This is a genomic window from Exiguobacterium sp. Helios (genome assembly GCF_014524545.1).
Classification (GTDB): Bacteria; Bacillota; Bacilli; order Exiguobacteriales; family Exiguobacteriaceae; genus Exiguobacterium_A.
The window spans coordinates 2,896,724-2,914,957 of record NZ_CP053557.1 but is presented as its reverse complement, the minus strand read 5'-3'; the positions used below and the strand labels follow the sequence as shown (position 1 = coordinate 2,914,957).

The following is an 18,234-nucleotide window of genomic DNA, read 5'->3' as shown; positions in this document are numbered from 1 at the left end:
ATCGGGACCGCCTTTTTGATGTAGCAACGTCAGGATAACACGAAGAATTTATCCAGCTTCAGTTGTTCGGATGTTTCGAGCACCTTCATGATTTGTCCCGACTGGGCGCGGATTTTATAGTCGGCCGAGTAGTGAAACAGTCCGTTCTCGAGTTCGGTCACGGCGAGCGGTTCAATCAGTGTTTTCAGATGGATGATATCCGTCAAAATCCGTTGTTTAAGCGGCGTCCTCCGCTTCGCTTCGGTCGGTGTGATGAACTCATTGAAATGTTGATGGTGAAGTTGTTTCCCACCATAGCCGAGAAGCAGGGACAGTTTTTGATTGTAAGAGACGATTTCTCCTTCTAAATTCAAGATATAGACCGCATCCGGATGATTTTCGAGAAAGTGGGTCGCGTCGACCAATTGTTTAAAATCCAAGGAGCCGTTGATGAAGGATTCTGTGTTCTTCTTTTTGAAGAAAGGCATGAACTCACCTCATTAGTGTCGTTATAGGTCGATTATAACAATTTATGGAATTTAGACATATCGTGTCTGTTGAAAAATAAGCAAATGTTTTTGAACAACAGGGGTAGGCCTTTCGATGCATCTACGAGATTCATTGCCTTATTTTGAAAAAAACATCGAATTTCCAAAAAATTGACCGATATACTTAAGGAACAGAATTGAACAATAAGTCAATGAGGAGCCAACACATATGTTACGAGGAATGTATACGGCGTCTGGTGCGATGCAGGCGTTACAACGGCAACAAGAAATGTTAAGTAATAACCTGGCCAATGCGCGGACGCCGGGCTTCCGGGCCGATCAGGCGTCCCTCCGGACCTTTCCGGAGATGATGATCCAGCAGTCGGGCGTCAACGAACAATCCGGTGTCCGCTCGCGCGGGACAGTCGGGAAACTTGCGACCGGTGTTTTCATGCAGGCCGCGACACCGAACTTCGCTCTCGGCTCGATTACAGAGACAGGTAACGCAACGGATATTCAAATCAGTTCGCTTGAAGGAGCAGCCCTGTTTACGATCCGGCATGCCGATCCTGCGACCGGTGAAGAAGAGACACTCTATACGACGAACGGTCAGTTCGCCGTCGGACAGGACGGTCTCCTGCGGACGACGGAAAATGATCTTGTCCTCGGTGAAGACGGTCAACCGCTGAACGTCGTCAATGAAGATTTTGTTGTCAGTGCGGACGGTGCCGTCACGGACGGGAACGGTCAAGCCATCGGTAACCTCGGTCTTGTCGTGACGAATCAGCCGGAGACGCTTGAACGGACCGGGAACGGTCTGTTCCGTTCGCCGGACGCGTTAAACGCCGGTGCCGTCAAAGTCGATCAAGGAGTGCTCGAACTCGGGAATGTCGAAGTCGAACAGACGATGACAGAGATGAACGCCGGTCTCCGTCAATTCGAAGCCAATCAGAAAGTCATCCAGGCCTATGACCGGACCGCTGAAAGAGCAGTCTCGGAAATCGGACGCGTCCGTTAATCAAGGAGGAAATTCATGCAATCACTTTATACATCGGCCAGTACGATGGCTCAGCTTCAAAAACAGCTTGATACGACGGGGCATAATTTGGCGAACGCCAATACGAACGGATACAAACGACGGGATTCCCAGTTCAATGAACTGCTCGTCCGGAATCTGAATAACCAACCGGCGGGACTGACGACCGGACCGCTGACGACACCTGCTGGTCTCCGACTCGGTGTCGGCGGATACGTCGCCAATGAAGCGACACGCTTCGCAACCGGGACGTTCCAAAATACCGGGCGCAAGCTGGATGCGGCCCTCAGCAATCCCCATCATTTCTTTGGCGTGATTGATGCGGACGGCGTGACGAAGTTTACACGCGACGGCAATTTTGAATTGTCACCGCAGGCAAACGGTCAAGTCTTGTTGACGGATGATGCCGGACGATCGGTCATCAATCAGGCGAACGAACCAATCACGTTCCCGGACAATGCGACTTCGATTGAACTGAACAAGGATGGCAACATCACCGGTGTCCTGAACGGGGAACGGCGTGTACTCGCCCGGATTGGCGTCGCTGATATTCCGAACCACGGGGAATTAACGGATGTCGGAGGCGGACTCTTTACCGCGACGGGACAATACCAGAACACGACAACCGTGAATCCGTTGACGGTCGGAACACTTGAGACCTCGAATGTCGATATGGCGACGGAGATGACGAACTTGACGCAGATTCAGCGGGCCTATCAGTTCAATTCAAAAGCCTTGACGACATCGGACCAGATGATGGGCATCGTGACGTCGCTGAAATAAGCGGAAATTGTATATTTGGATAGATGAAAGAGGGGGCCGGATGTTAAAAATCCGCCCCCCTCTTTTCTGTGCGTACTGATGATGTCAGTAGATGCTGTTAGTTTTTTTTCAACGCAAGATAAATCGCCGCCATGTCTTCATCACCGTGACCATCCTCTAAAGCATGTTGGTACTGCTTGTTTGCCGTCGTGGCCAGTGGCAGATCGAGCGTCAATCGTTTCGCTTCTTCCGTGATCAATCCGAGATCCTTTGCCATCAGGCGAAGCGGGAACGCAGGCGGGAATTGTTCGTCCCGGTACATTGTTTGTTTGCCCTGGAAAAGTGGTGTGTTCATTCCGGAAGCACCAATCAGCTGGAGGAGCTTTTCTTTGTCGAGTCCGGCACGTTCGCCGAGCAATAAGGTCTCGGCGACTCCTTCACCGACTAGACCCAGCAGTAGATTGATGGCAAGTTTTGCTGAACTCCCGGTTCCATATGCTCCGAAGTGAATGCTTTCCTTACCGAGAATGTCGAAGTAGGGACGACATGCGGCGATCGCCTGTTCATCTCCGCCGAGTAACAGGACGAGTTGACCGGCTTCAGCGACCCCGACGGATCCTGAGACCGGTGCTTCGATATACGTCGCCCCGGCCTGTTCGGCACGTTCCGCAAATGAAGTCGATTGTTCCGGTGAAATGGTACTCAGGTTGACGAGAGTCTTCCCCGACAGCGCACTTGTCAGCAGACCGTCTTCCTGTTCAAAGACTGCCGTGATGGCAGGACCATCCGCCAGCATGACGAAGATAATCTCCGATTGTTCGACGACGGCGCGGGGCGACTTCAGTGCGACGGCCCCTTCTTTGACGAGGGACGCTGTCTTCTCGACCGTCCGGTTATAGACGTTGACCGGGTGTCCGGCCCGTCTGAGACGTAACGCCATCGGTACTCCCATATGACCTAATCCAATCCATCCTAATACCATCAATAAAACTCCCTTCGTTTTTTAGCTCTTTTTCTCAATACCCGTCCTGCAACGGTCAGTAACCTGACAAAAAAAACGTGCCCCTGTCTGATGACAAAGGCACGTCAGCTTATTCTTCGTACGTGAGGATGGTCGAGATGACCGCAATCGGGAAACGGATCGTAAACGTCGATCCGGCACCAATCGTCGATTCGACATCAATCGTCCCGTTATGATGTTTGACGATTTCCTTACAAATCGATAGACCGAGTCCGGTTCCACCGATTTTCCGGGTTTCCGAATTGTCGACCCGGTAGAACTTATCGAACAACTTCGACATCGCTTCTTGCGGAATCCCGATTCCCTGGTCCCGAATCGTAATTTCTGCGAAGCCGTCGTTGTTCTCGATTTGAATGGCGACATCGCCGCCATCCGGTGAATACTTGATTGCATTACTGAGCAGGTTGTTCAGCAACTGTTTGATTTTTTCCGCATCGGCATCAATCATGATTGGACCTTCCGCTTCAAAGGACAACTGGTGCGTTGTGTGCGAGGCGTCGTGGAAATCAATCAGTTCGCTTGCGAGCTGGACGAGATCGAACGTCGCCATCTGGTACCGTTGTTCGCTCGACTCCATCCGCTGGACATCGAGGAAGTCATTGACGAGTGTCGTTAAGCGACCTGTCTCCGAGTGGATCGTCGTCAGGTATTTCCGTTGTTTCAGGGAATCGATTTCCCGGTTGAGCATCAGTTCCGTGAAACCATAGATTGAGGACAACGGTGTCCGGAGTTCATGGGAGACTGTCGAAACGAACTCTTCTTTCATCCGGTCCGCTTCCGTTTCCTTCGTGACATCCCGTAAGACGAGCATCGTGCCGACCCAGACCTGATTGATCTGGATTTTTTCCGCATAAATCTGGATGTAGGCACTTTGCGAGCGGATCGAGACGACAAGACTCTCTTTCGGCAGATTCTGTTCGACGATTTGTTCGATATACTGTTCGAACGGTTCCGGCTCATCGATGATGGCAGAGAGGGCCGACATCGCCTGGCGGAACGACGAGAGATTACTTTCGTCCTGGTATTCCGTCTGGACTTCCGGGAAAAGTTTCATCAATGGTTCATTGACGAGCAGTTCATCTGATTCATGTTCAATGTAGACGACGGCTTCGCGAATCGAGTTCAGGAGTTGGCCGGTCTTATTTTTCTCGTGCATCATTTTTTCATAAATCCCCATCCGCATCAGCGAGAGCGACAACTGGTGCGAGAACGACAGGATGTCACCCATCTGTTCCGGTGTGAACGCATCCCGGTAACGGACAAGGTAGACACAGGCGATGATCTGTTCTTCATTCGGATCAAGGATCGGAACGGCGACCTCATACATATAGTACGGATACGGCAACGGACTGTCGTGGGCAACTTGTTTCGACGAATGGACCGGTCGTTTCAGGACGCGGGCCCGGTGGAACAGGGACTGATCGTCCTTGACGAGCTGACCGACCATCTCTTCCGTCATCCCATACTCAATCGTCGAGCGGACGTCATGCTGATCGAGGAACAGCAGGGCACCGATTTCCGAGTGCGTGATGGCGACGAGCTTTTCGATGATTTCCGGATACGCCGTTAATGTCTCGCGTGACGCAAGTGTCTCCGTCAGTTCATTGCGGTATTTGAGATGCTGTTCGCTGCGCAATGTGATTTCGAGTGCCTCTTCGAGTTCCTCTTGCTGCGCCTGCAGTTCTTCCTGCTGGGCGACGAGTTCTTCTTGCTGCGCTTGTAGCTCTTCATTTTTCGACAGCATATGAACTTTATTGTCGGCGATCGATGTTGCCATCCGGTTAAATGATGTCGTTAATGTATACAGTTCATCATGACGCTTTGGTAAAGGAATGTTATTGATATCTTCACCACTGGCGAGCAGGGAACTGTCACGGGATAACGTATTGACCTGCTTCGTCACCCGGCTGATGAACGGACGCACGAGCAGTAACAGGATGATGATTAGAACGACGAGATTCGACAGCCAGATGAACTGGGCCACCCGCATTTCGCCGAGCAGGTTCGTTTTGGCTTCCGTCTCTTTGTTTTGAATCAACGTCAAGTAGTCCCTGAGTAACGTCTCGATACCGGCTGCATCCGTATTTGTCGTCAATTGACTGTTTGATCCTTTTAATGTGCCGTTCTCATTAAATAAATCTTCACCATTCGATAAGGAAGCAAGTGTTTTCGGATCAAGGAATGTCTCGTCGATTGAACCTTGTTTTTTCCCGGTGACATATTCCGTCAACAAGGGGAGGGCGGTCCCGAAGTAATCGTCGTAAAGTGTTCGGGTCGCAATAGCGTATTCCTTTCCTTGTTCGTAAATCGCATTTTTTTCGAACCAGGTCGTCAAACGATTAATTTCCCGTTGGTTCGCTTTGATCGTATCGAGTATTTCTGGTGTACCGAACAGCACATACGATTTCACATTGCTCTGCACAAGTGTCCATTCGTTGGCTAATGTATTGGCATTCGTTCGGCGTTCCCGTAAATCATCGAACGCGGCATTCGTCTGGTCGATCTTTCGTTCTGTATAGTTATAGACGATAGCTGATGTCAGACTGAGCGCGATGAAAACCATATAAAAGGCAAACATCAACTGGCGACCGATTTTTTGATTAATCCATTTCACTTGTTTATCCTCCGTATATTATTTTCTAAGGTTCAAAGAATTAATCCAGCATTTTTATCTTACTTAATAAAACAGGCATTCATCAAACTTTAACACGCAAAGATGCAAAAAAGATATTTTAATTACTAGATTTGTAGAATGAATAAAAAAGTAATCAATTTTTATGGAAGAAATCGAATAAACAATCCTTCAACTATTTTTTGAAAATAAGGATTAGAAGAGTCGGGATAAAGGGAATCTAATGAAGGAGAAGCCCTCATTTTAATCATAAGGAAGTGACAAGATGCAAAAAATGTTTGAGAACAAATGGTACCGCGGTGCCTGGTGGATCATGACACTGCTGATCATCGTCTGGATCGGCAACCACGTGACGTTCCTGTTCCGACCGATTGCGATTTTATTGCAGATGGTCGTTCCACCACTCGCGATTGCCGGTATTCTGTATTATGTCCTATTGCCGATTGTCGAGCTGCTCGAGAAGAGAATGAAACGGCGTCCTGCTGTCATCATTGTGTTGATAGGTTTGATTAGTATCCTGACGACGCTCGGATTCATCTTTGGTCCGATGTTGTCGGATCAGATTACGGAATTCGTCAATTCGATTCCAACACTCGCTTCCCAGTTTCAGCGTCAATTGGTTGATGTCCGGGATCAACTTGAAAACAGTGCCTTCTTCTCCCGTTTCCTCAGCGGACAAGATGACCTGTTTAATAAGTTTTCCGGAAGCGTCTCGGAATATGCGTCATCGTTCCTGAAAAATATTGGAACCGGTGTCGGCGGTGTCGTCAGCGTCATCACGACGACGGTCGTGACGGTTATCATCATTCCGATCATGTTGATCTATATGCTACTAGACGGAGATAAGTTGAAAGGCAACCTCGTCAAGATGATGCCGTTTGAATACCATAAGGAAACGAAAAAGATTCTGCATGATGTCCATTTAACGATCATGAGTTACATCCGTGGCCAGGTCATCGTCAGTATCGGGGTCGGGATCATCGCCTATATTGGTTACTTGATCATCGGAATTGATTACGCGCTGTTGCTCGCGTTGTTTGCGACATTGACGAACATCATCCCGTTCCTCGGTCCGGTCATCGGCGTCGTACCCGCCTTGATCGTCGGGTTCATCCAGGATCCGATTCTTGCCGTCTATGCGGTCATCGTCATGACGGTCGCCCAACAGATTGATTCGCATATCATGTCACCGCTCGTCCAAGGGAAAACGCTTGATGTCCACCCGTTGACAATCATCATCGTTCTGCTCGTCGCCGGAAACATCGCCGGATTCTTTGGTGTCCTGCTCGGTGTTCCATTCTACGCGGTCATGAAGGTCGTCATCCTGAACATCCGTCGTCTGTATCATCTGCGGTCGCAAAAAAAGATGGTTATCGCAGAAGACGATAAGACGTTTAATACAATCGTGACGACAAAAGACTGACTTTGAATTTTCAGGACAGTTCGGTCATACTGAAAGAGTAGTCGATTGTGTCACGAAAGGGGTATGTGTCAGATGGATCAACGTCACGTAGAAGAACAGGCTGATTTATTGGCCCTCCAAAAGTTTCAGCACAATTTCGAAAATAGTCTCAAGTCGAGTGTCATCTATATTTTGCGGGATGGGGCGCTGACGATTGGTGAGATTGAACAACGTCTCGATCAGTCGCACGGTCAGATTCTCGAACAATTGCAGGAATTGATTGAAGACGGACTCGTCTTGCAACAGATGTCGGAAAAGGTCCATGGACTTGCCTATTCCTTGACCAGTCCGGCGGAAGAACTCGTTCGCCAGTTCAAGGAATCGATTGCCTGGAGCAAGCAGCACATCACCTATTAAGGAAGTCTGCCCCCTCGAGCAGTTGCTCGGGGGTTTTTGCTATTATAATTGTGAAAAAATGTATAATTATTGAATTGAAACCGACATAATGAGGGGAAGAACGTTGACGTCAGAGTAGGAGAGAAGGAATCGGTGTGAAAACAATCCTGTTGTATGTCCTGATACCGGTATGCGTTATTTTCGTGATCGTCAAGTGGATCATTCCCGTCTCAGGGTGGGGAGCAGACTCTGAACCGGTCAAGCCGAATCCCATTCCTGTCATGCAAAAATGGGGTGAAGATCAATTGAAACAATTTGACCGGGAAAACCGGGTCGGTACCCGGTATACGCTCGGCGGATTGGAGGTCGAGACGTTAGCGATGAAGCAACGCAATACGATTCGGGCGACCCCGTTGTTACGGGTGATAGTTTCAAAAGAAAAACTGGTGCAAGTCGGCACAGGAACGGACCGGTTACTGGCTTTGACCGTAACGCTTCAAAATCAATCGGACGATCCGATTGATTTGTCCAAAAAACTTGGCAAGTATGAGACGAACGGGAAAAGAACATCGATTTTACATGAAAATCATCCGCTCGTCGGCACGTACCGGGCGGGAGAAGAACGAATGGGAGTCCTGTTCATCCGGACGGAGCAGAAACAGCTGACGACGGGACATCTTGATTTACTTTATCAAACCCAATCGGGTGAGAAACAGTTGCGTGTACCGCTGAATCAACCAAAAAACTGACCGACCCCTGCAGGCAGCTGCTGGAGTCGGTCAGTCGGATTATTTTTGAACGGCACTGAATGCTTCTTCTGATTCAATCCCGGCTTTGTTGACAGCCGTGATGATAAAACGTCCGGTCTTATCTTTTGGTAACGGGAAGGCTTTTCGTTCGATCGATTCCGTCGAACCAAGCTTTTTCCGTTTTCCTTTTTGTTCCTGATAGATGTTATACGCGACGACTTCATCATCAGTCGATGCATACCAGTTAACGAACCCACCCGAGACGCGGACGTTCGTCGCTGGTTTTGGTGGTGTTTTGACGGGATCGGATGCCTTCTCATCTAATTCAGTAAAGACGACGAGCCGATTGTCGTACGTGCCTTCATTTTCATCGTACGTACCGATACACGTGATCAAGTTCAGGTTACGCTGATCAGAGGTCCCGAAGATTTTTTCGAGCGGTGCATCGAGATGACCGTACTCGACCAGTTTTTTGACCCGGAAGACGAGATTACGGCCTGACTCATCCTTGATTTTGACCGTATCGCCTTTTTTGAGTTCGTGCAGTTGATAAAAGACGGCGGGACCGGTCTTCGTATCGGTATGTCCGTCGATGACGGCATTTCCGACATCACCCGGACGGGGACCGAATTTATACCACCCGACTTGCTGTTCGTTTTTCGGCGTCCCCATGGCGCCTTTTTTATCGAGGCCAACCTGTTCCACGTTGGTTTTAACTTTAAGCGAATCAATCGTCAGGGTCTTTGGCAGTTCTACTTGATTCGTAGAGAGATTTTTAAATTCTTTTTTAAAGATTTCGGACGGTTTGAGTGGATCTTCCTTTGTCTCGGAAGATGTCGCAGCGTCCGTTTTTGTATCGCCTTGCGTAATATTCGTTTCCGGTTCATTCGTGTTTCCAAACAGTAGAAAAATTAACGTACCGATTGAAACGAGCATCAAGAGGATGCTGACCGGTAATAACCATTTTTTCATGACACGTCACTCCTTTCCGAGACAAAGCCTCTTACACAGAAAAAGGATAGTGCCGAGGCGCTATCCTTTTTAGTATACCCGAAATCTTATGCGTTTTGACGTTTGCGTGCGAGGACGATTCCGGCTGCACCGAGTGCAAGACCGAAGAGAGCGATCGCACCAGTTGTACCTGCTGTATTGTTGTCGCTCATGCCGCCGTTACCTGTGTTCGGCATTGAACCTGGTGTACCATCCATGAATTTCTCAGGTGATTGTTTGACGATTGCGCCACCGAGGTTTTCACCGACACCGTACATGTAAGCATATGACTCACGGAACGTATCAACTGATCCTTTGTAGTCGCCTTCGACATACTGCATGAACGTATCTTGGACGTATGTCTCATGACCAGAGATTGCTTCCTGTGCTGCTTTTGTCGGAAGGTTTTCTTCCGTTGCTGCACCAAGGAATGCACCAAAGTCATTTGAGAACATTTTGAGCATGTCTTGTGCGTCACCCATCATTTTCTTGTCGTCGTTGATTGCTGCTGTGACAAGGTTCGCTTGCGCTTCGATGTGGTTTTTCGTCCAGACTTGCTCGAACTGATCCGCACCCGCTTGACCGTAGACGGATTTCATTGCCGCTTTGAAGTCAGCTGTGTGCATGTCTTCTGCCCAGTTCGCTGCATCGTAGTCTTTCGCTTGATCGACGCCAGCCGTCATGCTGATGTTGGCAAGGGCGACGTGCTCCGCTGCAAGGCTGTTGAGTGTTGACCGGAGGTCAGCTGCTTTTGTGTCGGCTTTCGTGTTGTCGAACTTCTCAGGCATTTGTGTTGTGATCGCGACTGAGAGTGCTTTTGAGATATCATACATGCGGCTGTAGCCTTCACGGAACGTGTTGTACGATCCTTCGTAGTCACCGGCTGCATATTGTTGGAATGTTTTATAGACGTCGGCTTCATGGGCACGGAGGACTTCTTCCGCTGCTGCCTTCGGCAGTTTACCTTCAGTTGCTGTATCGAGGAAGCTCGAGAGATCCTGGACGAACTCTTCTGTTTCCGCTTTTGACGCGTTGATGCCGTCCTGGTCGTCCGCTTTCACAGCTTTGACGAGATCCGTTGTGTATTTGTTGTGATCAACGAAGATTTTTTCGAATTGTTTTGCACCTTCATCGCCATAGACAGAAGCGATCGCCGGTGTCATGTCGAGTGCGTTCTGTTTAAGTGCTGCTTCATAATACTTCGCATCTTTTGATCCGTCATATTGTTTTTTCATGTCCATGACGGCAAGCACGAAGTGCTCAGAGAGTAACTGATCGAGTGTTGCACGGAGGTCAGCGGCTTTTGTTTTGACCGTGACGTTCTTCGCGCTCTCTTCATGTTTCATGTCGTCTCCGCCACCGGAAGCGAATGCTGCCGTTCCTGGTAATACGAGTGCTGCTGCCATTGCTGTTGCTGCGAATTTTTTTGTGTTTTTCATCTTGTCTCATCCTCTCAAATTTGGGTGATATCTAGTTAGTATTTGGTAGTTGTTGTCTGTATCGTTCTGAACAGCATACGCACCTGGTTTTTGTTTGGATTGGAAAATTGAAAAAGTTTTTTAAAAAAAGTATGAACGGTTCGGTTTCTTCCTTATATACAAAATGCGGAACTTTTTTTACAAGTTCATCGTTTGTGCATGTTACACTAAAAAAAAGAACCGTTTTGTAGCTAAACTGCAACTATTTAATACCAGGTACTAATATGCTATACTGTTCTTTAGACTGAACCAATGAAAGGTGATCAAGATGGTACAAAATCAAGCCGGAACGGACCAACCGACCCGTGAACGTCTGAAACGTAATCAACAGATCAAAAACGAAGAGCAACAGGAGCAGGAACCGAAACAACGTAAAAAGCTGCGTCAGTATTCTTCACGCCGCGTTCCCATCCTTGTTCGTTTATTGATCATTGTTCTTCTTATTGTCCTTGCGTTAGTGATCGGTGCCATGGTTGGGTATGCGACACTTGGTGGTGGCGAAGCGATGGATGTCCTCAAGCTCGACACATGGACCCGCATCACCGATTTTTGGACACAATCTTAAATTAACCAGTGATTGGAGCTGTGTGATATGTATACGATTGAACAAATCAAGGAAGTGATTCCGCACCGGTACCCGTTTTTACTCGTCGACCGGATTTTAGAAGTCGAAGAAGGAAAACGTGCTGTCGGCATTAAAAATGTCACGGCAAACGAAGAATTCTTCAATGGCCATTTCCCGGACTACAACGTCATGCCTGGTGTTTTGATCGTTGAGGCATTGGCGCAAGTAGGTGCCTTTGCTGTTTTGAAGATGGAACAAAACCAGGGCAAACTGGCCTTTTTTGCCGGCATCGAGAATTGTCGTTTTAAACGTCAGGTCGTTCCCGGTGACCAGCTCCGACTGGAAGTCGAACTGACGAAACTGCGTGGACCGATTGGTAAAGGACGTGCCATAGCAACAGTCGATGGGGAAGTCGCCTGTACTGCTGAACTGACTTTCGCAATCAAGTGAATCCGTGATGAAGCGTGTGCTGATTCCTTTGGCAATCTCGCTGCTTGTCATTACCGGTTGTCAGCATGCTGACGAGGTGGAGACTGCTTCCCCGACGGTCATCATCGATCCTGTCACACGTGCTGGACAAACGGAAAACATCTCGGCTCAGATTTCAGCGACGGAAAATGATCGGATGCGTCTGACGATTCGGACGGCAAACGACATCCGGCTGGATGACCAACAGGTCGATATTCGACTGGATGTTGCCAATCAGTCGATTCCGTTCCCCTTCGTTTCGTTTACGGCGAAAAAAATGGGGGAAATCAGAACATATACCTCGGATACGACTATTGAAAAAGAAGTCTTCGATGAAAACCGTCTGCCGGTTTTAATCATCGATGCCGGCGCCGGACGTGGAATTGAAATTCCGCTTGAAGTCGTCCGTTAATGGAAAAGAACCATACGATAACCACCGGTTCCCCGGTTATCGTATGGTTCTTTTTTTCATGTTTCTAGTAGCTAAAAGAGGGAATTTCTCAAAGGAATACTTAGTCAAAAAAATGAAGGAGGAACGAACCATGTCTGAACATCAACAAGATGCATTAAACGAATTACAAAAGTGCATCACAGCCTGTAATGTCTGTTTTGACGCTTGTCTAAACGAGCCGCATGTCGGTCATATGGCAGATTGTATCCGTCTTGATCGTGATTGTGCCGATATTTGTAGTCTCCTCAGCCAAGCGATTGCCCGAAACAGTCCGAACATCGCGGCTCTGGCGGCGGCGTGTGTGGAGATTTGTCGAGCGTGTGCAGAAGAATGCGGCAAACATGAACACGATCATTGCCAAAAATGTGCGACAGCGTGTGAAGCTTGTGCGACAGCGTGTGAAGCATTGATCTGATGAACAAAACCGATAAAATCCATCCAGGTTGCTTTGCTTCTTTGAGCAAAAGCGACCTTTTTTAATGAAAAACAATTGAATTTAAGATTTCATGTGGTTTATTTTTCCTTTATTGTTTAAAATCTAGGTAGAACATATTTAAAGAATGGGGCGAAATGAACAGAATGAAAAAATTAGGCATGTACATACTGGCTTGTTTGCTTGTTTTGGGTGTCATCACACCGGCACAAGCCGAAACAGCACTGATGTGGGACGTCAAAGGAACGGGAACGAATCCTTACACATTAACCTTTACGGGTGAAGGAGTCGTCAACCTCGAATCCGAAACCGCATTGGTTTTTGAAGAGGGCGTGACAGGACAAGACATCGACATCGCGAAAACACCAATCGTGACGTTCACGGCAGAGACGGCACCAGTCGTCAAGATTGTCTCGGCCAATCAAACGAAAACGGTCTTGATTGAGTTTGGCCGTGAAGTCAAAGAGGAACCGACACCAAAAGAGCCGGTGACGGAAGAACCACCGGCAGAAGAACCGGTGACGGAAGAACCACCGGCAGAAGAACCAATCAAGGAAGATCCTCCTGCCGAGGAGCCAGTTAAAGAAGAACCGGTTAAAGAAGAACCAGTCAAGGAAGAACCGGTCAAGGAAGAACCAAAACCGGAGACGGAACAACCGGTCGCGACGACAGGAACGATCAGCGGAACGATCTGGTACGATGAAAACGAAGACGGAATCCGTCAAGACAAAGAAACGCGCATCAGTGATGTGCCGGTCTACCTCTTGGACAGGGACTATGACGTTGTCGACGAAGCCTATACAAAAGACGGTCTTTATTCGTTCAAAGACCTGAAGCCGGGCACATACTACATCGACGTCTACGGAATGGACATCGGATACTACTCCACGTCACCGCAACACGAGGGGACGGACCCGACAATCGATTCTGACCTTGATGAGGATGATATGGCGAAAGTTAAACTGACAGCCGGTGAGAATGTAGAAATCGATGCCGGTTTATACGGTTATGATGAAGAAGCAGAGATGGATTTTTCAAACTTATTGCTCGTCACGAACTTCTTTGATGCGAACGCCGACAAGATTCCAGGTTACTCGGAGCAAACACTTCCTGCGACGTATACGGTGACGGATGCAATCACAGGCAGCGACGTCTATACGGAGAAAGTCGGGAAAGACGACGCATTGATGATTGAATTGACACCTGGTACGTACACAGTCAAAACAGAAGTCGCTTCCGGATACACGGTTGAAGCGATGCACCACATCTCACTGGACGACTTGATGGATTCGTTTGATTTTGAAATGACGAAAGCCAGCGTCAAAGCATTGGCAGTCGGCATGGCGGATGAAGAGGAAGAAGAATTCCCGGAATACGATGAGTTCTTGAAACTGTTCGAACGCAAAGCAACAACCGATTCGATCATATTGACGGAAGACACGATGGGGTATTTCCTCGTCGCGGAAATCGTGAAAGCAAAACCGGTCGTAGCACCGAAGCCAACACCGACACCGACGAAAACATCGGTCAAGACGGTCGAAGCACCGGCGACGAACGTAGCGGATCAACAAACAACGAACACGACGTCAAACGAACGTCTCCCACAAGCAGGTGAAGACAAACCATTCCCATATGCAGCAACTGGAGCAGGTCTCGCTGTAGTCGGAGTTTGGTTATTGTTACGACGCGCTGGATAATAGGAAAGCCCTTTGGACCGAATCGGTTCAGAGGGCTTTTTGATGTGTGTCTTGATTGACACACACGCACACACGTGTGTATATTAAGGGTATCAAATGAATGGAAAGAGGGATGACGATGTTAACAACAAAACAGATCAGTGAATTGTTACGTGTCTCGGAAGAAACGGTCCGTCGTTGGATTCGGACAGGCGAACTGCATGCCGAACAGGATGGTAAAGGGTACTTGGTCGATGAGTTGGCGTTAAAACGTCTCGTCGACGAGAAGTCACAGATTCCAGGCAACGCGATGAACAAAGTCTTGCCGATCATCAACGACCTGTTTGGTCCGGAAGCAGCGAAGTTCGCGAAGTCGAATCTGTTTGATCCGCTCCGCCAGTCGATGGATCAGTCAGCACCGCCACGTCCGGAAGCATCACCGGAATCGGTTGCGGAAGAACTGAGCCAATTAAAACGTAAAAAACGTCGCCTCGAACTCGAACATGAACTGAAGTTGCTCGAAATCGAAGAGAAAATTGCCGTCCTCGAACAAAAGGCGTCACGTCTTTAATTTGAAAGAGCTGAACGATTCCGGTTAACTGACCGGGGTCGTTTTTTATGAACGAAACCCTTTGATAAGCAAACGAATGCGGCTTCCGGACTCGGTTGTGCGACAATGAAAATATAATGAACGAAGGGGTTGGGAAAATGTTCGAACGTGATGTTAAGAACCATTGGCAAGTGACGTATCAACAAAATGGTTATCCGCATGTGCAGCAAGGATGGGTCCTGTCACCGGAGCGGAAGGACGAGTTTGATCCGTTTATCCTGATGGCGGAAGATTGGTTCAAACGCGGAACGTTTTCCGATCATCCGCACCGCGGCTTCCAGACGATTACCTATGTCATCGATGGCCGGCTTGAACATATCGATAATCATGGCGGACACTCGATTTTAGACGCCGGGGACGTCCAGTACATGAACGCCGGCTGGGCGGCACGGCATGCCGAAGAAGCGGTCGATGACGATTTGATCCATACGTTACAACTCTGGCTCAATCTGCCGAAACGTTTGAAAGAGACGACGACATCGTATCAAAACGTCCTGCTGGAACAGGCACCGGTCGTGCCGCTTGCCGGTGGACACGTCCGGGTCTATTCCGGTGCGATTGCCGGCGTGACGGGACCGCTCGAGAGTCTGGTGCCGATTACGATGAGTGAGATTTCGCTGGCTCCCGGAGCGACGTATTCGCATGTCTTACCGGCGAATCATAACACTTTTCTATATGTCCTTGCAGGCGAACTGGAAGCCGGGACAAGCGGGACCCGCCTCGCGAAGACGATGGCAGCAACATTGACGTTTGACGAACAGGCGCAAGGGGACAGTGCACTCGCATTGACGGCTGTCAGTCGGACGAAGGTGCTGATTTATTCGGGTGAACCGATTCGGGAAGAAACGATTGCCTACGGACCGTTCGTCATGAATACGGAAGACGAGATTCGTCAGGCGTACCGGGATTACCATGATGGGAAGTTCGGACCGCCAGCCGTCTTGTGACGACAAAAAAAACCAGTTCCGTCAAACGGACTGGTCTTATGTGATCGATAGGCGGACACCGCTCGACCTCAAACTGAGGAAGAATCGGTTGTCCGTTTTTTCTTGCGGCGCCAAAACCAGTAGCCGAGCCCGAGTGCAATCGGGATAGCGGCCAGGTAAGGATTCGCTTCTAGATAACTGATGATCTCAAACAGCGCGAACCATCCACTGAGTAAACCGAGGATGAGTAAGATCGTCCGAATCGCTTCGGGAAGCTTACGGATACGATATGCGAAGAGACATACGAGGCAAAAGATGATAATCGCCACGAGCATTCCTCCCATTCCCGTATTCAGTATAGCGTATTCGAAAAGCTTTTTCGATGCACAAATCACTTTCGCTCCCGTATAGTGAAGACAGGGAAACTGATGAAGGATGTGATGAGATGCAAGTAACGGTAATTGGGACAGGATATGTTGGTCTTGTGACCGCGATTGGACTAGCTGATGCGAAACACGATGTAGTGTGTGTCGATTTAAATAGAGAACGAATGGAACAGTTGTCAAAAGGAATTGCACCGATTACGGAAGAAGGAATTGAAGAAGCCTTACAAAAAAATCAAAATCGCCTGACCTTTACAACGGAGTATCCAGTCTCAGATTTGTATCTAGTAGCGGTCGGGACGCCGGAAGGAGCGGATGGGAGTTGTGATTTATCGGCAGTCGAAGCGGTGGTTAAGTTAATCCATTCGATTCAACCAGATGCGGCTGTCGTCATGAAGTCGACGGTACCACCAGGAACGACGGAAAAGTTGCAGACGGCCTATCCATCGTTACGTTTTGCGATGGTTCCGGAGTTTTTACGGGAAGGCACAGCGATTCGTGATATGCGTAATCCGCATCGCGTTATCATCGGGGCGTATGATCAACAATTGGCCGAGACGTTGACGGATTTGTTCAAAACGAATGCACCAATCGTTCATGTGGATCCGACGACGGCAGAACTGACAAAATATGCAGCCAACAGCTTTTTGGCGGTCAAAATCAGTTTCATCAATGAGATTGCACGGTTGGCGGATATCGTCGGAGCAGACGTCGAGGATGTGGCCCATGGAATCGGTCTTGATCCACGGATTGGTCCGGCCTTCTTAAAAGCCGGTGCCGGTTACGGGGGATCATGTTTTCCAAAAGACATCGCTGCTTTGACGACACTGGCGCAGCGACAAGGGGAACATCTTCATGTCATCGAGGCGGCAGACCGGACAAACGAAGCACAACTAGAATATGTCCTTCAAAAAATCAATCCAAGACCAGGACATCGGGTTGCTTTGTTAGGGCTATCCTTTAAACCGGGAACGGATGACTTACGTGATGCACCGGCGCTACGTCTAGCGGAGCGTCTGGCTAAAATGGGTGTCATCGTCACAGGATATGACCCGGCTGCCAAAACATTACTCGACCAAAAAAGTACGATTGAAGAGACGGTCTCAGGGGCAGATATAGCAGTTATCATGACAGAATGGGATGAGATCAAGCACGTCACTCCACGACAACTGACGGATAACATGAAAACGGCACGTTTGATTGATGGCCGGAATTGTTGGACATTCGTCGATGAACCGGGGAACGTCCAATATGAAGGCATCGGTCGTCCGAGTAAAACATTTTCGAACAATCCAACGCTTTGACCTGTCATATAGGGTGAGTCCATCAAGGATTCATCCTATTTTTTGTGGAAAAGGAGAAGGCGGATGAAAATCGATTACTTCAGCGTCATGCCGAGTGGTCCTAAAGGAGCACTGGAAACACATTGTCTGACGAATGGAAACTGGTATGAAAGGATCAGCGAAGAGTGGGAACGGGCGATTCATTATGGGGCAGGTCTGATCCGGATTAAAGATAAGGGCGCCGAATTACGGATTCCGATTGAATTCGGATTCGGTTACGCCTTGCAGTACTTACGGCAGTTCGCAGCAGCAGAACGACATACGATTGACCGGGCCAGACGACATCTCCAGCAGCAACTCGAATGGATCGCACGTGGTCTGCCGATTCAATTGCGTCGCTTGGACGACATGATTGAACTGACGGCGGATGCCGATCACCGGTTTCAGCGCGAATCGTTTCTAGAGGCAGTCGAACAAGCAAATCAGAGTATACCCTGAGATAGAAG

20 protein-coding genes are annotated in these 18,234 nt (G+C 48.7%); 14 read left to right on the top strand and 6 right to left on the bottom strand.

The window, feature by feature from the left end; genetic code table 11:
- Positions 1–29: 29 nt before the first annotated feature.
- Positions 30–467: a PAS domain-containing protein gene (locus tag HNY42_RS16330; RefSeq protein ID WP_255508381.1), complete on the bottom strand. Its 438-nt coding sequence runs from the start codon at positions 465–467 to the stop codon at positions 30–32.
- A gap of 229 nt (positions 468–696) precedes the next feature.
- Between HNY42_RS16330 and HNY42_RS15015 the strand changes: the two genes are divergently transcribed.
- The gene (locus HNY42_RS15015) at positions 697–1,485 is read left to right on the top strand and encodes a flagellar hook-basal body protein (RefSeq protein ID WP_131502392.1); all 789 of its coding nucleotides are present in this window, start codon (positions 697–699) and stop codon (positions 1,483–1,485) included.
- A 15-nt stretch (positions 1,486–1,500) separates the two neighbouring features.
- Positions 1,501–2,286 (top strand): flagellar hook-basal body protein, encoded by a 786-nt coding sequence (locus HNY42_RS15010; protein WP_131972091.1) that lies wholly within the window; start codon positions 1,501–1,503, stop codon positions 2,284–2,286.
- A gap of 97 nt (positions 2,287–2,383) precedes the next feature.
- Here the strand turns inward: HNY42_RS15010 and HNY42_RS15005 are convergent, their stop codons facing one another.
- Entirely contained in the window at positions 2,384–3,247 is an 864-nt protein-coding gene (locus HNY42_RS15005) for an NAD(P)-dependent oxidoreductase (RefSeq protein WP_188004785.1), read from the bottom strand.
- A 109-nt stretch (positions 3,248–3,356) separates the two neighbouring features.
- Positions 3,357–5,900, bottom strand: a complete 2,544-nt coding sequence (locus HNY42_RS15000; RefSeq protein WP_188004784.1) for a HAMP domain-containing sensor histidine kinase — start codon at positions 5,898–5,900, stop codon at positions 3,357–3,359.
- 283 nt (positions 5,901–6,183) lie between these two features.
- Between HNY42_RS15000 and HNY42_RS14995 the strand changes: the two genes are divergently transcribed.
- The 3 genes from HNY42_RS14995 (at position 6,184) to HNY42_RS14985 (ending at position 8,465) form a co-directional block, all read left to right on the top strand.
- Positions 6,184–7,341: an AI-2E family transporter gene (locus HNY42_RS14995; protein WP_131502388.1), complete on the top strand. Its 1,158-nt coding sequence runs from the start codon at positions 6,184–6,186 to the stop codon at positions 7,339–7,341.
- A gap of 72 nt (positions 7,342–7,413) precedes the next feature.
- Positions 7,414–7,737: a winged helix-turn-helix transcriptional regulator gene (locus HNY42_RS14990; RefSeq protein WP_131502387.1), complete on the top strand. Its 324-nt coding sequence runs from the start codon at positions 7,414–7,416 to the stop codon at positions 7,735–7,737.
- Between the two features lie 134 nt (positions 7,738–7,871).
- Entirely contained in the window at positions 7,872–8,465 is a 594-nt protein-coding gene (locus HNY42_RS14985; protein WP_188004783.1) for a hypothetical protein, read from the top strand.
- Positions 8,466–8,504: 39 nt separating this feature from the next.
- On the opposite strand, the gene HNY42_RS14980 is transcribed toward HNY42_RS14985, so the two are convergent.
- Positions 8,505–9,437: a class F sortase gene (locus tag HNY42_RS14980; protein ID WP_131502385.1), complete on the bottom strand. Its 933-nt coding sequence runs from the start codon at positions 9,435–9,437 to the stop codon at positions 8,505–8,507.
- Between the two features lie 86 nt (positions 9,438–9,523).
- A complete protein-coding gene (locus HNY42_RS14975) occupies positions 9,524–10,894 on the bottom strand; it encodes a copper amine oxidase (protein ID WP_131502384.1) in 1,371 nt (456 codons plus the stop codon).
- Positions 10,895–11,201: 307 nt separating this feature from the next.
- Here HNY42_RS14975 and HNY42_RS14970 point away from each other — a divergent pair, with 307 nt between their 5' ends.
- The 7 genes from HNY42_RS14970 to HNY42_RS14940 all read left to right on the top strand — a co-directional run bounded on the left by HNY42_RS14970 (position 11,202) and on the right by HNY42_RS14940 (position 16,083).
- Complete coding sequence (locus HNY42_RS14970) at positions 11,202–11,498, top strand: DNA-directed RNA polymerase subunit beta (protein ID WP_131502383.1); 297 nt, start codon at positions 11,202–11,204, stop codon at positions 11,496–11,498.
- Positions 11,499–11,525: 27 nt separating this feature from the next.
- Positions 11,526–11,948: a 3-hydroxyacyl-ACP dehydratase FabZ gene (gene fabZ, locus HNY42_RS14965; protein ID WP_131972103.1), complete on the top strand. Its 423-nt coding sequence runs from the start codon at positions 11,526–11,528 to the stop codon at positions 11,946–11,948.
- A 7-nt stretch (positions 11,949–11,955) separates the two neighbouring features.
- Positions 11,956–12,378 (top strand): hypothetical protein, encoded by a 423-nt coding sequence (locus tag HNY42_RS14960; protein ID WP_188004782.1) that lies wholly within the window; start codon positions 11,956–11,958, stop codon positions 12,376–12,378.
- Between the two features lie 130 nt (positions 12,379–12,508).
- Entirely contained in the window at positions 12,509–12,832 is a 324-nt protein-coding gene (locus tag HNY42_RS14955) for a four-helix bundle copper-binding protein (RefSeq protein ID WP_131502381.1), read from the top strand.
- A 155-nt stretch (positions 12,833–12,987) separates the two neighbouring features.
- Positions 12,988–14,547, top strand: a complete 1,560-nt coding sequence (locus HNY42_RS14950) for an SdrD B-like domain-containing protein (protein ID WP_255508378.1) — start codon at positions 12,988–12,990, stop codon at positions 14,545–14,547.
- Positions 14,548–14,665: 118 nt separating this feature from the next.
- Positions 14,666–15,097 (top strand): helix-turn-helix domain-containing protein, encoded by a 432-nt coding sequence (locus HNY42_RS14945; RefSeq protein ID WP_012371518.1) that lies wholly within the window; start codon positions 14,666–14,668, stop codon positions 15,095–15,097.
- Between the two features lie 137 nt (positions 15,098–15,234).
- Positions 15,235–16,083: a pirin family protein gene (locus tag HNY42_RS14940; RefSeq protein WP_131972107.1), complete on the top strand. Its 849-nt coding sequence runs from the start codon at positions 15,235–15,237 to the stop codon at positions 16,081–16,083.
- Between the two features lie 68 nt (positions 16,084–16,151).
- Here the strand turns inward: HNY42_RS14940 and HNY42_RS14935 are convergent, their stop codons facing one another.
- Positions 16,152–16,397 carry a hypothetical protein gene (locus HNY42_RS14935; RefSeq protein ID WP_251138607.1) on the bottom strand — a complete coding sequence of 82 codons (246 nt, stop codon included), beginning with the start codon at positions 16,395–16,397 and terminating at the stop codon, positions 16,152–16,154.
- Positions 16,398–16,507: 110 nt separating this feature from the next.
- Here HNY42_RS14935 and HNY42_RS14930 point away from each other — a divergent pair, with 110 nt between their 5' ends.
- Positions 16,508–17,749: a UDP-glucose dehydrogenase family protein gene (locus HNY42_RS14930; RefSeq protein ID WP_131972111.1), complete on the top strand. Its 1,242-nt coding sequence runs from the start codon at positions 16,508–16,510 to the stop codon at positions 17,747–17,749.
- 63 nt (positions 17,750–17,812) lie between these two features.
- Positions 17,813–18,226, top strand: a complete 414-nt coding sequence (locus tag HNY42_RS14925; RefSeq protein WP_188004781.1) for a hypothetical protein — start codon at positions 17,813–17,815, stop codon at positions 18,224–18,226.
- Positions 18,227–18,234: the final 8 nt, after the last annotated feature.